The organism is Pseudomonas chlororaphis subsp. chlororaphis, assembly GCF_003945765.1.
GTDB lineage: Bacteria > Pseudomonadota > Gammaproteobacteria > Pseudomonadales > Pseudomonadaceae > Aquipseudomonas > Aquipseudomonas chlororaphis.
In genome coordinates this window covers 6,248,107-6,261,874 of the sequence record NZ_CP027712.1, presented here as the reverse complement: position 1 = coordinate 6,261,874, position 13,768 = coordinate 6,248,107, and the positions used below count along the sequence as shown (strand labels likewise).

Here is a 13,768-nt window from a genome sequence, read left to right as displayed (position 1 = left end):
CCCTATGTTGCACATCTTCTGTCCTCACTGCGGCGAACTGCGCTCCGAAGAGGAATTCCATTCGTCCGGCCAGGCGCATATCCCGCGTCCACTGGACCCGAACAACTGCACCGACGAGGAGTGGGGCGACTACATGTTCTTCCGCGACAACCCTCGCGGCCTGCACCACGAGCTGTGGATCCATGCTGCCGGCTGCCGTCAGTACTTCAACGCCACCCGCGACACCGTGACCTACGAGATTCTCGAAACCTACAAGATCGGTACCAAGCCGCAATTCACCGACAAGACCGATAGCCCGAAAGCGGCCACGCAGGCTCTGGGAGAGAAGGTATGAGCCAGTCCAATCGCCTGTCCAACGGCGGACGCATCGACCGCAACAAAGTCCTCAGCTTCACCTTCAACGGCCAGACCTACAAAGGCTTCGAAGGCGACACCCTGGCCGCCGCCCTGCTGGCCAACGGCGTGGACATCATCGGTCGCAGCTTCAAGTATTCCCGGCCGCGCGGGATCTTCGCCGCCGGTGCCGAAGAGCCGAACGCGGTGCTGCAGATCGGCGCCACCGAAGCCACCCAGATCCCCAACGTGCGCGCCACCCAACAGGCGCTGTACCAGGGCCTGGTCGCCACCAGCACCAACGGCTGGCCGAGCGTCAACAACGACATGATGGGGATTCTCGGCAAGGTCGGCGGCAAGCTGATGCCACCGGGCTTCTACTACAAAACCTTCATGTACCCGCAATCGTTCTGGATGACCTACGAGAAGTACATCCGCAAGGCCGCGGGCCTGGGTCGCTCGCCGACCGAGAACGATCCGGACACCTACGACTACATGAACCAGCACTGCGACGTGCTGATCGTCGGTGCCGGCCCCGCCGGCCTGGCCGCGGCCCTGGCGGCTGCGCGCAGCGGTGCGCGGGTGATCCTCGCCGACGAGCAGGAAGAATTCGGCGGCAGCCTGCTGGACAGCCGCGAAAGCCTGGACGGCAAGCCGGCGGCCGAGTGGATCGCCACCGTGGTCGCCGAGCTGAAGTCGCTGCCGGACGTGACCCTGCTGCCACGGGCTACCGTGAACGGCTACCACGACCATAACTTCCTGACCATTCACGAGCGCCTGACCGACCACCTCGGCGACCGCGCGCCAATCGGCCAGGTGCGCCAGCGCATCCACCGGGTGCGTGCCAAGCGCGTGGTGCTGGCCACCGGCGCCTGCGAGCGTCCGCTGGTCTACGGCAACAACGACGTGCCGGGCAACATGCTGGCCGGCGCGGTCTCGGTCTACGTGCGCCGCTACGGCGTGGCACCGGGCAAGAAGCTGGTGCTGAGCACCAACAACGACCACGCCTACCGTGTGGCCCTGGACTGGCTCGATGCCAGCCTGCAAGTGGTGGCCATCGCCGATGCCCGTCACAACCCACGCGGCGCGCTGGTGGAAGAAGCCCGCGCCAAGGGCATTCGCATCCTCACTTCCAGTGCGGTGATCGAAGCCCGTGGCAGCAAGCATGTGACCGGCGCCCGCGTCGCGGCGATCGACGTCAAGGCCCACAAGGTCACCAGCCCAGGCGAGTGGCTGGACTGCGACCTGATTGCCAGCTCCGGCGGCTACAGCCCGGTGGTGCACCTGGCTTCGCACCTGGGCGGCAAGCCGATCTGGCGTGAAGACATCCTCGGTTTCGTACCGGGCGAAGCACCGCAGAAACGCGTGTGCGTCGGTGGCATCAACGGCGTCTACAGCCTCGGCGATTCCCTGGCCGACGGTTTCGAAGGGGGCGTGCGCGCCGCCAGCGAAGCGGGTTTCAAGGCCGTGGAAGCGGTACTGCCCAAGGCCCTGAGTCGTCTGGAAGAACCGACCCTGGCGCTGTTCCAGGTGCCCCATGAGAAAGGCACCGCGCGGGCACCCAAGCAATTCGTCGACCTGCAGAACGACGTCACCGCCGCCGCCATCGAACTGGCGACCCGCGAGGGCTTCGAGTCGGTCGAGCACGTCAAGCGCTACACCGCACTGGGCTTCGGTACCGACCAGGGCAAGCTCGGCAACGTCAACGGCCTGGCCATCGCGGCCCGTTCGCTGAACGTGAGCATCCCGCAGATGGGCACCACCATGTTCCGTCCGAACTACACGCCGGTGACTTTCGGCGCGGTGGCCGGTCGTCACTGCGGGCACATCTTCGAGCCGGTGCGTTTCACCGCGCTGCATGCGTGGCACGTGAAGAACGGCGCCGAGTTCGAGGACGTCGGCCAGTGGAAGCGCCCCTGGTACTTCCCGAAGAATGGCGAAGACCTGCATGCCGCGGTCAAGCGCGAGTGCAAGGCGGTGCGCGACAGCGTCGGCCTGCTCGACGCCTCGACCCTGGGCAAGATCGATATCCAGGGCCCGGACGCCCGTGAGTTCCTCAACCGCATCTACACCAACGCCTGGACCAAGCTCGACGTGGGCAAGGCGCGCTACGGCCTGATGTGCAAGGAAGACGGCATGGTCTTCGACGACGGCGTGACTGCCTGCGTCGGCGAAAACCACTTCATCATGACCACCACCACGGGCGGCGCCGCGCGCGTCCTGCAATGGCTGGAGATCTATCAGCAGACCGAATGGCCGGACCTCAAGGTGTACTTCACCTCGGTCACCGACCACTGGGCGACCATGACCCTGTCCGGGCCGAACAGCCGCAAGCTGCTCAGCGAAGTCACCGACATCGACCTGGACAAGGACGGCTTCCCGTTCATGACCTGGAAAGAAGGCCTGGTGGGCGGTGTGCCGGCGCGGGTGTTCCGCATTTCCTTCACCGGCGAGCTGTCGTACGAAGTCAACGTCCAGGCCGACTACGCCATGGGCGTGCTGGAGCAGATCGTCGAGGCCGGCAAGAAGTACAACCTGACCCCGTACGGCACCGAAACCATGCACGTATTGCGGGCTGAGAAGGGCTTCATCATCGTCGGCCAGGACACCGACGGCTCGATGACTCCGGACGACTTGAACATGGGCTGGTGTGTCGGTCGCACCAAGCCGTTCTCGTGGATCGGCTGGCGTGGCATGAACCGCGAAGACTGCGTGCGCGACCAGCGCAAGCAACTGGTGGGCCTGAAACCGATCGACCCGAACCAGTGGCTGCCGGAAGGCGCGCAACTGGTGTTCAACACCAAGCAGGCGATCCCGATGAGCATGGTCGGTCACGTGACCTCCAGCTATGCCCACAACTCCCTGGGCTATTCGTTTGCCATGGGTGTGGTCAAGGGCGGCCTGAAGCGGATGGGCGAACGGGTGTTCGCGCCATTGGCCGACGGCACGGTGATCGAGGCGGAAATCGTTTCTTCGGTGTTCTTCGATCCGAAAGGCGATCGCCAGAACGTTTAACAAAGATCCATGTAGCCGCTGCCGCAGGCTGCGTACGACTGCGAAGCAGGCGCCGCTTTCGAGGGCGCAGGAAGGTTCTTCGAGTCGGGCGCGACCCCGGCCTGTCGCAGCCTTCGGCAGCGGCTACGGGATCGGTGGTTTCGCACAACAGAATTCAAGACAGGTGCTCTATGACCGCAGTCAACGTTTACCAACAGCGCCCGACCACTGGCGCCAAAGCCGAGTCGTCGCTGCACCATGCCGACCTCGCCAGCCTGGTGGGCAAGGGCCGCAAGAACGCAGGCGTGACCCTGCGCGAGAAGAAACTCCTCGGCCACCTGACCCTCCGTGGCGACGCTCATGACCCGGCCTTCGCTGCCGGCGTGCACAAGGCCCTGGGCCTGGAGCTGCCAGTGGCCCTGACCGTGGTCGCCAAGGGCGAGACCAGCCTGCAGTGGATGGGGCCGGACGAGTGGTTGCTGGTGGTGCCGAGCGGTGAAGAATTCGCCGCCGAGAAAAAACTGCGCGAAGCGCTGGGCGACCTGCACATCCAGATCGTCAACGTCAGTGGCGGCCAGCAGATTCTCGAACTGTCCGGCCCGAACGTGCGCCAAGTGCTGATGAAGTCCACCAGCTACGACGTGCACCCCAACAACTTCCCGGTGGGCAAGGCCGTCGGCACTGTGTTCGCCAAGTCGCAACTGGTGATCCGCCGCATGGGCGAAGACACCTGGGAACTGGTGATCCGCCGCAGCTTCTCCGATTACTGGTGGTTGTGGCTGCAGGATTCCGCCGCCGAATACGGCCTCAGCGTCCAGGCGTAACACAAATCCCTGTAGCCGCTGCCGCAGGCTGCGATCGACCCCGCAGGGGGCGTCGCTCTTGAGGGCGCTGGAAGGTCCTTCGACCAACGTGGCCCGGACTTATCGCAGCCTGCGGCAGCGGCTACAGAAGTGTACTTACGAACAGGAGTCACCCCGCATGAGCCGCGCACCCGATACCTGGATTCTCACCGCCGACTGCCCCAGCGTGCTCGGCACGGTGGACGCGGTGACCCGCTTTCTGTTCGAGCAGGGCTGCTACGTCACCGAGCACCATTCTTTCGATGACCGGCTTTCGGCGCGTTTTTTCATTCGCGTGGAATTCCGCCAGCCCGAGAATTTCAACGAGCAGGGCCTGCGCGACGGTCTGGCCGAGCGCGCCCGGGCTTTCGACATGAACGTCGAACTGACCCCGCCGCAGCATCGGCCGAAAGTGGTGATCATGGTCTCCAAGGCCGATCACTGCCTCAACGACCTGCTCTACCGCCAGCGCATCGGCCAACTGGCGATGGACGTGGTGGCGGTGGTGTCCAACCACCCGGACCTCAAGCCCCTGGCCGACTGGCACCAGATCCCGTACTACCACTTCCCCCTGGACCCCAACGACAAGCCGTCCCAGGAGCGCCAGGTGTGGCAGGTGATCGAGGACTCCGGCGCCGAACTGGTGATCCTTGCGCGCTACATGCAAGTGCTGTCGCCGGAGCTGTGCCGCAAGCTCGATGGCAAGGCGATCAACATCCACCACTCCCTGCTGCCCGGTTTCAAGGGCGCCAAGCCTTATCACCAGGCCTACAACAAGGGCGTGAAACTGGTGGGCGCCACCGCGCACTACATCAACAACGACCTGGACGAGGGCCCGATCATCGCCCAGGGCGTGGAAGTGGTGGACCACAGTCATTACCCCGAGGACCTGATTGCCAAGGGGCGCGATATCGAAGGCCTGACCCTGGCGCGGGCCGTGGGTTATCACATCGAACGGCGGGTGTTCCTCAACGCCAACCGGACGGTGGTTCTATGACCTGTAGCCGCTGCCGAAGGCTGCGATCGACCCCGTAGGGGGCGCCGCTCTTGAGGGCCCTGGAAGGCCCTTCGACCAACGTGGCCCGGACTTATCGCAGCCTGCGGCAGCGGCTACAGCGAAGCGATTTTGAAGAACGAAACAGCATCTGTACCCGAGCACTCTACGCGCTGCCTTTTTTCCGGCAACGCGGTTTCATAAAAACAACAGCGAGGTGAAAGCATGTCTGGTAATCGTGGTGTCGTGTATCTCGGCAATGGCAAGGTCGAAGTACAGAAAATCGACTATCCCAAAATGCAGGACCCGCGCGGCAGGAAGATTGAGCACGGCGTCATCCTGCGCGTGGTATCCACCAATATCTGCGGTTCGGACCAGCACATGGTGCGCGGCCGTACCACTGCCCAGGTCGGCCTGGTCCTGGGTCACGAAATCACCGGCGAGGTGGTGGAGAAGGGCAGCGACGTCGAGAACCTGAAGCTCGGCGACCTGGTCTCGGTGCCGTTCAACGTGGCTTGCGGGCGCTGCCGTTCCTGCAAGGAGCAACACACCGGGGTCTGCCTGACCGTCAACCCGGCCCGCGCCGGCGGTGCCTACGGCTACGTCGACATGGGCGACTGGACCGGTGGCCAGGCCGAATACGTGCTGGTGCCGTACGCCGACTTCAACCTGCTGAAGCTGCCGGACCGCGACAAGGCCATGGAGAAGATCCGCGACCTGACCTGCCTGTCCGACATCCTGCCGACCGGCTATCACGGCGCGGTGACGGCCGGCGTTGGCCCGGGCAGCAGCGTCTACATCGCCGGTGCCGGCCCGGTAGGCCTGGCCGCGGCTGCGTCCGCCCGTCTGCTGGGCGCGGCGGTGGTGATCGTTGGCGACGTCAACCCGGTGCGCCTGGCCCACGCCAAGGCCCAGGGTTTTGAAATCGCCGACCTGTCCAAGGATACTCCATTGCACGAACAGATCGCCGCGCTGCTCGGCGAGCCGGAAGTGGATTGCGCGGTCGACGCGGTGGGCTTCGAGGCTCGCGGCCATGGCCATGCCGGTGCCCAGCACGAAGCGCCGGCCACGGTGCTCAACTCGTTGATGGGCGTGGTGCGGGTTGCCGGCAAGATCGGTATTCCCGGCCTCTACGTCACCGAAGACCCGGGCGCTGTGGATGCCGCGGCCAAGATGGGCAGCCTGAGCATCCGCTTCGGCCTCGGCTGGGCCAAGTCCCACAGCTTCCACACCGGCCAGACCCCGGTGATGAAGTACAACCGCCAACTGATGCAAGCCATCATGTGGGACCGCATCAACATCGCCGAAGTGGTCGGCGTGCAGGTCATCAGCCTGGACGACGCCCCGCGTGGCTACGGCGAGTTCGATGCCGGCGTGCCGAAGAAATTCGTCATCGACCCGCACAAGCTGTTCAGCGCGGCCTAAGGCTTTGGCGCAGTAAAAAGGGCGACCCTCGGGTCGCCCTTTTTTATGCCTGGATCGAGCAAAACCCGACCATGCACCCTGTAGCCGCTGCCGCAGGCTGCGATCGACCGCGAAGCGGGCGTCGCTCTTGGTATCGCAGCCTGCGGCAGCGGCTACAGATATCGGCGTTGGAATAACGGTTGCCCGTCTGCGAGGTTCCGGGTATATCCGGGCCGGCTAAATATGGATGGGCCGATGCGGAACATTGCTCCGGTTTTCCCGGTCAAATCCGCAGTTTTCCCGCCGTTGTCACGGTGTCTTTCTGGTTCAAGAGGTTGTCTCGATGAAAATTTCCCGCAGTGTTGCACTGGCTACGTTGCTGACCCTGGGAGCCAGCCCGGTCTTTGCCGCAGGCTTCAGCCTGAGCGATGCCGCCAATGCGGTGTCCAGCATGCAGGGTGGCGACAAGGCCGCCGCTGCCGCTCCAACCTCGCAGACCGCCAATCTGCTCAGTGCCCTTTCGCAGCTGGATGTCACGCCGGAGCAGGCCATCGGCGGTACCGGTGCGATGCTGGGCCTGGCGAAGAACCAGCTGAGCAGCACCGACTACTCGCAACTGAGCAAAAGCGTTCCGGGGCTGGACAAACTCTCGGGCGGCAACGCGCTGGGCAGCCTGGGCGCCTTGAGTGGCCTGCTCGGGCAGAGCGGTGGCAGCAAGACCGCCGGTCTGGAGAGCGCGCTGGGTAACGTGCAGAACACCAATGACCTGAACAGCGCGTTCAGCGCCCTGGGCATGGACAGTGGCATGATCGGCCAGTTCGCCCCGGTGCTCCTGCAATACCTGGGTCAGCAGGGCGTGGGCGGTTCGCTGCTCAACAGCCTGGGCGGGATCTGGGGTGTCGGCAGCGGCAGCTGATCAACGGCGCTCGGCGCGCAAGGCGTCGATGCGCTGGTCCTTTTTGGTCCAGAGCTGGTTGACCCAGTTCTGGACGGTCTGGCGAAACGCCGGATCGTTTTCGTAATCCCCCTGCCACAACGCCGGGTCCAGCTCACGGGTCTGGATATCGACGATCACCCGCGGCACGTTGCCGCTGATCAGGTCCCAGAAACCGGGAATCTTCTGCTGCGGATAGACCACCGTCACATCGAGAATGGCGTCGAGCTGTTCGCCCATGGCCGCCAGCACGAAGGCCACGCCGCCGGCCTTCGGTTTGAGCAACTGCTTGAAAGGGGATTGCTGCTGCTCACGCTTGGCCGGCGTGAAGCGGGTGCCTTCCAGGTAGTTGACCACCGTGACCGGCTGGCGCTTGAACAGCTCGCAGGCGGCCTTGGTGATTTCCAGGTCCTTGCCTTGCAGCTCCGGGTTCCTGACCAGGAACGCCTTGCTGTAGCGCTTCATGAAGGGGTAGTCCAGGGCCCACCAGGCGAGGCCGAGGAAGGGCACCCAGATCAGCTCTTTCTTCAGGAAGAACTTGAAGAAGGGAGTACGGCGGTTGAGGGTCTGGATCAGCGCCGGGATGTCGACCCAGGACTGGTGGTTGCTGATCACCAGATAAGAAGTGTCGCCCCGCAGCTCGTCACCGCCGCGGATATCCCATTGGGTGGGAATGCACAGGGCGAAGATCAGCTTGTCGATTTCGGCCCAGGTTTCGGCAATCCACATCACCGCCTTCGACGCACGGTCGCGCAGGCGCCCTGGCAGGACCAGCTTGAGCAGGGCGAACACCATCAGCGGCCCGAACAGGACCAGGGTGTTGAGCAACAGCAGCAGGGTGACGAAACAGCCGGTGAGCAGGCGGCGCATAAGGAACTCTTGAAAGCCTTTGGGCGCGCCATGATAAGCACCTTCGCCGGGCAGGCCAAATCCTGATGTGCTGACGAATGTTTCACGTATACCGGGATATGCTGGCGGTCAATTTCGCCGATCGTGGCGGCTGCGGGTTTTCTCGCGGGCCGAACCAATTGCCCGGCCACGGTCTAAAATCCTGCTGCCCACTTTCCAAGGAACCTGCTCACGTGAAATCCGTCCTTGCACTCCTGTCCCTGCTGGCGCTGCCGGTCATGGCCGCCGAGCCGACCCTCTACGGGCGCTACGAATACATTCAACTGCCGGAAATCGGCGAAACCCTCAAGGCCAAGATGGACACCGGCGCCCTGACCGCCTCGCTGTCGGCTAAGGACATCGAGACCTTCACCCGTGATGGCGAGGAGTGGGTACGTTTCCGCCTGGCGACCAAGGATGCCGACGGCAAGGTCTACGAACACAAGGTGGCGCGGATCAGCAAGATCAAGAGCCGCGCCGATGAAGACGAAGACAAGGAAGAGGCCCAGGTGGCCAAGCGTCCGGTGGTCGACCTGGAAATGTGCCTGGGTAACGTCAAGCGTACCGTCGAGGTCAACCTGACCGACCGCAGCAGCTTCAACTACCCGCTGCTGATCGGCGCCAAGGCCCTGCGCGAGTTCGGCGCCGCCGTGAACCCGGCCCGGCGTTACACCGCGGACAAGCCCGACTGCTGATCAGACCTGATTGACGGCGCATGAGGCATCCGGCACCGTTCTGGCACTTACCTCCCGTGCTTGGATGCCATGCCTCATATCCTGATTGTCGAAGACGAAGCGGCGATTGCCGATACGCTGATTTTTGCCCTGCAGGGTGAAGGTTTCAGCACCACCTGGCTGAATCTCGGGCAGGCGGCGCTGGACTATCAGCGCCATACACCGGCGGACCTGCTGATTCTCGACATCGGCCTGCCGGACATCAGCGGCTTCGAAACCTGCAAGCAACTGCGGCGCTTCAGCGAGGTGCCGGTGATGTTCCTCAGTGCCCGGGACGGTGAAATCGACCGGGTGGTGGGCCTGGAAATCGGCGCCGACGATTACGTGGTCAAGCCCTTCAGCCCGCGCGAGGTCGCCGCGAGGGTCAAGGCCATCCTCAAGCGCATGGCGCCGCGGGCGGTGGTCGAGGCGCCGGCCTCGCCGTTCCAGGTCGATACCGACAAGTTCCAGATCAGCTACCGCGGCCAGCTGCTCAGCCTGACCCGTCATGAATTCCGCCTGCTGCATTGCCTGCTGGAACAACCCGAGCGCGTGTTCAGCCGCGAGCAGTTGCTCGATGCCCTGGGGGTGGCGGCGGATGCCGGCTACGAGCGCAGCATCGACAGCCATATCAAGAGCTTGCGGGCCAAGCTGCGCCTGGTGGCGGCCGATGCCGAGCCGATCCAGACCCATCGCGGCCTGGGCTACAGCTACAGCCCGGGGGACAGCTGATGCCGTTGGGAATCCGGATTTTCCTGGTCTACGTCCTGTTCGTCGGCCTGACCGGTTATTTCGTCCTCAGCACGGTGATGGAAGAAATCCGCCCGGGCGTGCGCCAGTCCACCGAGGAAACCCTGGTGGACACCGCCAACCTGCTGGCGGAAATCCTGCGCGATGACTTCAAGGCCGGCACCCTCAGCGAGAACCGTTGGCCGCAATTGCTCAAGGCCTATGGCGAGCGGCAGCCGGCGGCGACCATCTGGGGCCTGCCGAAGAACCAGGTCAACCACCGCATCTACGTCACCGACGCCCAGGGCAAGGTGGTGCTGGACTCCAGCGGCCTGGCGGTCGGCCAGGACTATTCGCGCTGGAACGACGTGTACCTGACCCTGCGCGGCCAATACGGCGCACGCTCCTCGCGCAGCGTGGCCGATGACCCGAACTCCTCGGTGATGCATGTCGGCGCGCCGATTCGCGACAACGGCCGGATCATCGGCGTGGTCACCGTGGCCAAGCCCAACAGTTCCCTGCAACCCTATGTCGACCGCACCGAGCGCCGCCTGCTGTGGTACGGCGCCGGCCTGATCGGCCTGGGCCTGCTGTTCGGCGCCTTGCTGTCCTGGTGGCTGAGCGCTGCCCTGCGCCGCCTGACCGGTTATGCCCAGGCGGTCAGCGAAGGCCGTCGTGCCGAGCTGCCGCACTATCGCGGCGGCGAACTGGAACAGCTGGCCACGGCAGTGGAGGACATGCGCACCCAACTGGAGGGCAAGGCCTATGTCGAGCGTTATGTGCACACCCTGACCCACGAACTGAAAAGCCCGCTGGCGGCGATTCGCGGGGCGGCGGAGCTGTTGCAGAGCGAGATGCCCGACGAACAGCGCGCACGTTTCGTCAGCAACATCGACAGCGAAAGCGCGCGCATGCAGCACTTGATCGAGCGTTTGCTGAACCTGGCGCTGGTCGAGCAGCGTCATGGCCTGGAAGAGCGGGAAGCGGTGCCGCTGGCGGACCTGGCGAACCAGGTGCTGGACAGCCAGAAGGCACGGATCGAGGGCAAGGGCCTGCAGGTCGAGCAGCGTATCGACCCGGGGCTGAAGCTGTCGGGAGAAGCGTTCCTGTTGCGCCAGGCCCTGGGCAACCTGCTGGAAAACGCCCTGGACTTCACCCCCGCCGGTGGCGTGCTGCGCTTGAGCGCCAGCCGGGTGGGCGACCAACTGCGGTTGAGCCTGTTCAACCAGGCCGAGCCCATCCCGGACTACGCCCTGGCGCGCTTGACCGAACGTTTCTACTCCCTGCCACGGCCTGACAGCGGGCGCAAAAGCACCGGCCTGGGGCTGAACTTCGTCGAAGAGGTGGTGCAACTGCATGGCGGCCAGATGCGGATCGGCAATGTGGAAGGCGGCGTTGAAGTGACCTTGCAGTTCCCGGCCTGATTCCCTGCGTGTACCGTTTTGCGGCTGCTTCGCAGACCGATCGCAGCCTTCGGCAGCGGCTACACAGACTCCGTGCATCCTGTAGCCGCTGGCGCAGCCTGCGATCGGGCGCGAAGCGGCCGCCAGATCTGCCAGCCACCCCATCTCTATGGGGCAATCTCCACACAGTCTCCACACAGCCCCCATAAAACCCCCACATGGGCTGCCCAGACTCTCCCTCATTCGAACAGGGAGAGAACCCATGAATCGCAATCTGACCATAAAGCTTGGGGCTATCGCCCTTTTGATCCTGGGGCTGCTGGTCCCGCTGTTGATGATCGACGGGCTGATCCAGGAGCGCCAGGAGCTGCGCGACGGTGTGCTGACCGATATCGCCCGCAGCTCCAGCTACAGCCAGCAACTGAGCGGCCCGCTGCTGGTGGTGCCTTATCGCAAGGTGGTGCGCACCTGGAAAACCAACGAGAAGACCAACAAGCGTTACCAGGAGCTGGGAGAAGAGCGCGGGCAGCTGTATTTCCTGCCGGAGCACTTCGAACTCGATGGCCAGGTACGGACCGAACTGCGTGCCCGGGGCATCTACCAGGCCCGGCTGTTCCATGCCAACAACCGCATCAGCGGCCAGTTTGCGCTGCCCGAGCAATTGGGGATCAAGGAAGACTTCGTCGACTACAAATTCGAGCAGCCGTTTCTCGCCGTGGGCATCAGCGACATTCGCGGCATCGAACAGGCGCTGGCCCTCGAACTGAATGGACAGAACCTGCCGTTCGCGCCCGGCAGCCGGATTGACTGGCTTGGGGAGGGCGTACACGTCAACCTGCCGCTGCTGGACGGCAAGCGCAGCACCGACCTGGACTTCGCCTTCGATCTGCAACTGCAAGGCACCGGTCAGTTGCAGGTGCTGCCGGTGGGCAAGACCAGCAAGGTGCGCCTGCGTGCCGACTGGCCTCATCCGAGCTTTATCGGCAACTACCTGCCGGCCCAGCGTGAGATTTCCGACCTGGGCTTCGCCGCCAACTGGCAGACCTCGTTCTTCTCCACCAACCTGGAAAGCGCGTTGATCAATTGCCTGGCCAGTGGGCAGTGCAAGGAGTTCAAGAACCGCTCCTTCGGCGTGAGTTTCATCGACCCGGTGGACCAGTACCTCAAGAGCGACCGGGCGATCAAATACGCGCTGTTGTTCATTGCCCTGACCTTTGCCGGCTTCTTCCTCTTCGAGGTGCTCAAGAGCCTGGCGGTGCACCCGGTGCAATACGCCCTGGTGGGCGTGGCCCTGGCGTTCTTCTATCTGTTGCTGCTGTCGCTGTCGGAGCACATCGGCTTCGCCCTGGCCTACCTGCTGTCGGCCGGTGCCTGTGTGGCGCTGATCGGCTTCTACGTCAGCCATGTGTTGCGCAGCCTGGGCCACGGCCTGAGTTTCGCCGCCGGCCTGGCCGCTTTGTATGGCCTGTTGTACGGCTTGCTCAGCGCCGAGGATTACGCGCTGCTGATGGGTTCGCTGCTGCTGTTCGGCCTGCTGGGGGTGTTCATGGTGCTGACCCGCAAACTCGACTGGTACGGCGTAGGCCAGGCCAAACCGGCCCAGCCGCTGACGTTCGAGGCGCAGGTGGCCCATGAGTAGGTCGTTGGGGTTGCGCGAGGACCAGCAGGCAGCGGAAGCCTTGCTGGCATGGATAGTCGGGTTGCTGCCTGAAGCTCCGTGGGGCGGCCATCGCGAGCAAGCTCGCGCCTACAGGTTTCGCGGTGTCCCATGTAGCGAGCTTGCTCACGATAGGGCCGGCCCGGCCACCACCGTACTTCAGGTGATGACCGCGTCCGGGGCCTTCAAACCGGCGGCTGGGTCGCCAGCATCGAAGGGCGTCGACTGACCTCGGCGTACCAGGCCGCCAGTTGGGGCTGGGCGTCGCGCCACCGCAGGTCGGGGTGGCGGAAATCGAGGTAACCCAGGGCACAGGCGACGCCGATGGAAGCGACGTCGAAGTGGCTGGCCAGTTCGGCGATCGCATCGGCCTCGAGCACGGCCAGGGCGCGGCGGATCTTGTCGCGCTGGCCGTCGAGCCACTGCTCCCAGTGTTTCTCGGGGGCGCGCAGGGCCAGTTCGTAACGGATCAGCACCGAGGCATCGAGGATCCCGTCGGCCAGCGCCGCCAGGGTCAGGCGCCGCCAGCGGGCCGAGCCTTCACGGGGGATCAGCGGGTTGCCGACATGCTGCTGGTCGAGGTAGTCGAGGATCACCCGGCTGTCGTACAGCACGTTGCCGTCGGCCAGGCGCAGGGCGGGAATCTTGCCCAGCGGGTTGTCCTGGTTGAGGGCGGTGTCCGGGTTCACCGGGGTCAACTGGCTGGCTTGCAGGGCCACGCGGTCCAGCTGGCCGGTCTCGTGCAGCAGCACCATGACTTTGCGCACATAAGGTGATGCCGGGTTGTGGAACAGCGTCATGCTGGGGGTGGACATGAATATTCCTCGAAGGTGGAAGTGGAGCGCAGGCTCGCCGCCCCGGAGATCTTAACGCAGCC

General features: G+C 64.3%; 12 protein-coding genes. 10 read left to right on the top strand and 2 right to left on the bottom strand.

All coding sequences use genetic code 11. The features are described 5' to 3' along the window. The first annotated feature begins 4 nt into the window (after positions 1-4). From C4K27_RS28535 to C4K27_RS28510, 6 genes are all read left to right on the top strand, one after another. The gene (locus C4K27_RS28535; RefSeq protein WP_007926380.1) at positions 5-334 is read left to right on the top strand and encodes a sarcosine oxidase subunit delta; all 330 of its coding nucleotides are present in this window, start codon (positions 5-7) and stop codon (positions 332-334) included. Next, positions 331-3,348: a sarcosine oxidase subunit alpha gene (locus tag C4K27_RS28530; RefSeq protein ID WP_053262920.1), complete on the top strand. Its 3,018-nt coding sequence runs from the start codon at positions 331-333 to the stop codon at positions 3,346-3,348. The genes C4K27_RS28535 and C4K27_RS28530 overlap by 4 nt, the downstream gene beginning before the upstream one ends. Positions 3,349-3,518: 170 nt before the next feature. Beyond that, positions 3,519-4,151, top strand: a complete 633-nt coding sequence (locus C4K27_RS28525) for a sarcosine oxidase subunit gamma (protein ID WP_053262919.1) — start codon at positions 3,519-3,521, stop codon at positions 4,149-4,151. A 157-nt stretch (positions 4,152-4,308) separates the two neighbouring features. Beyond that, positions 4,309-5,166 (top strand): formyltetrahydrofolate deformylase, encoded by an 858-nt coding sequence (purU, locus tag C4K27_RS28520; protein ID WP_007926386.1) that lies wholly within the window; start codon positions 4,309-4,311, stop codon positions 5,164-5,166. A 222-nt stretch (positions 5,167-5,388) separates the two neighbouring features. Continuing rightward, positions 5,389-6,588, top strand: a complete 1,200-nt coding sequence (gene fdhA / locus C4K27_RS28515; RefSeq protein WP_053262918.1) for a formaldehyde dehydrogenase, glutathione-independent — start codon at positions 5,389-5,391, stop codon at positions 6,586-6,588. Between the two features lie 322 nt (positions 6,589-6,910). After that, complete coding sequence (locus C4K27_RS28510) at positions 6,911-7,483, top strand: DUF2780 domain-containing protein (protein WP_053262917.1); 573 nt, start codon at positions 6,911-6,913, stop codon at positions 7,481-7,483. Here the strand turns inward: C4K27_RS28510 and C4K27_RS28505 are convergent, their stop codons facing one another. Then, entirely contained in the window at positions 7,484-8,371 is an 888-nt protein-coding gene (locus tag C4K27_RS28505) for a 1-acylglycerol-3-phosphate O-acyltransferase, YihG family (RefSeq protein ID WP_053262916.1), read from the bottom strand. Positions 8,372-8,583: 212 nt separating this feature from the next. Between C4K27_RS28505 and rloA2 the strand changes: the two genes are divergently transcribed. The 4 genes from rloA2 (at position 8,584) to creD (ending at position 12,873) form a co-directional block, all read left to right on the top strand. Next, positions 8,584-9,084: a retropepsin-like aspartic peptidase RloA2 gene (gene rloA2 / locus C4K27_RS28500; RefSeq protein WP_038575213.1), complete on the top strand. Its 501-nt coding sequence runs from the start codon at positions 8,584-8,586 to the stop codon at positions 9,082-9,084. Positions 9,085-9,153: 69 nt separating this feature from the next. Continuing rightward, positions 9,154-9,834, top strand: coding sequence for a two-component system response regulator CreB (gene creB, locus C4K27_RS28495; protein ID WP_053262915.1), 681 nt, complete (start codon positions 9,154-9,156; stop codon positions 9,832-9,834). Next, complete coding sequence (gene creC / locus C4K27_RS28490) at positions 9,834-11,255, top strand: two-component system sensor histidine kinase CreC (protein ID WP_053262914.1); 1,422 nt, start codon at positions 9,834-9,836, stop codon at positions 11,253-11,255. The genes creB and creC overlap by 1 nt, the downstream gene beginning before the upstream one ends. Positions 11,256-11,496: 241 nt before the next feature. Then, positions 11,497-12,873 carry a cell envelope integrity protein CreD gene (gene creD, locus C4K27_RS28485; RefSeq protein WP_053262913.1) on the top strand — a complete coding sequence of 459 codons (1,377 nt, stop codon included), beginning with the start codon at positions 11,497-11,499 and terminating at the stop codon, positions 12,871-12,873. A 203-nt stretch (positions 12,874-13,076) separates the two neighbouring features. Here creD and C4K27_RS28480 read toward each other — a convergent pair whose 3' ends face one another. Continuing rightward, entirely contained in the window at positions 13,077-13,706 is a 630-nt protein-coding gene (locus C4K27_RS28480) for a glutathione S-transferase (protein ID WP_007926031.1), read from the bottom strand. Between the last annotated feature and the right edge of the window lie 62 nt (positions 13,707-13,768).

Excerpts from the sequence above, each read along its gene's own strand:
- purU (WP_007926386.1), top strand. The coding sequence starts at position 4,309 with ATGAGCCGCGCACCCGATACCTGGATTCTCACCGCCGACTGCCCCAGC.
- creB (WP_053262915.1), top strand. The coding sequence starts at position 9,154 with ATGCCTCATATCCTGATTGTCGAAGACGAAGCGGCGATTGCCGATACG.
- creD (WP_053262913.1), top strand. The coding sequence starts at position 11,497 with ATGAATCGCAATCTGACCATAAAGCTTGGGGCTATCGCCCTTTTGATC.
- C4K27_RS28535 (WP_007926380.1), top strand. The coding sequence starts at position 5 with ATGTTGCACATCTTCTGTCCTCACTGCGGCGAACTGCGCTCCGAAGAG.
- C4K27_RS28530 (WP_053262920.1), top strand. The coding sequence starts at position 331 with ATGAGCCAGTCCAATCGCCTGTCCAACGGCGGACGCATCGACCGCAAC.
- creC (WP_053262914.1), top strand. The coding sequence starts at position 9,834 with ATGCCGTTGGGAATCCGGATTTTCCTGGTCTACGTCCTGTTCGTCGGC.
- fdhA (WP_053262918.1), top strand. The coding sequence starts at position 5,389 with ATGTCTGGTAATCGTGGTGTCGTGTATCTCGGCAATGGCAAGGTCGAA.
- C4K27_RS28510 (WP_053262917.1), top strand. The coding sequence starts at position 6,911 with ATGAAAATTTCCCGCAGTGTTGCACTGGCTACGTTGCTGACCCTGGGA.
- C4K27_RS28505 (WP_053262916.1), bottom strand. The coding sequence starts at position 8,371 with ATGCGCCGCCTGCTCACCGGCTGTTTCGTCACCCTGCTGCTGTTGCTC.
- C4K27_RS28525 (WP_053262919.1), top strand. The coding sequence starts at position 3,519 with ATGACCGCAGTCAACGTTTACCAACAGCGCCCGACCACTGGCGCCAAA.
- C4K27_RS28480 (WP_007926031.1), bottom strand. The coding sequence starts at position 13,706 with ATGTCCACCCCCAGCATGACGCTGTTCCACAACCCGGCATCACCTTAT.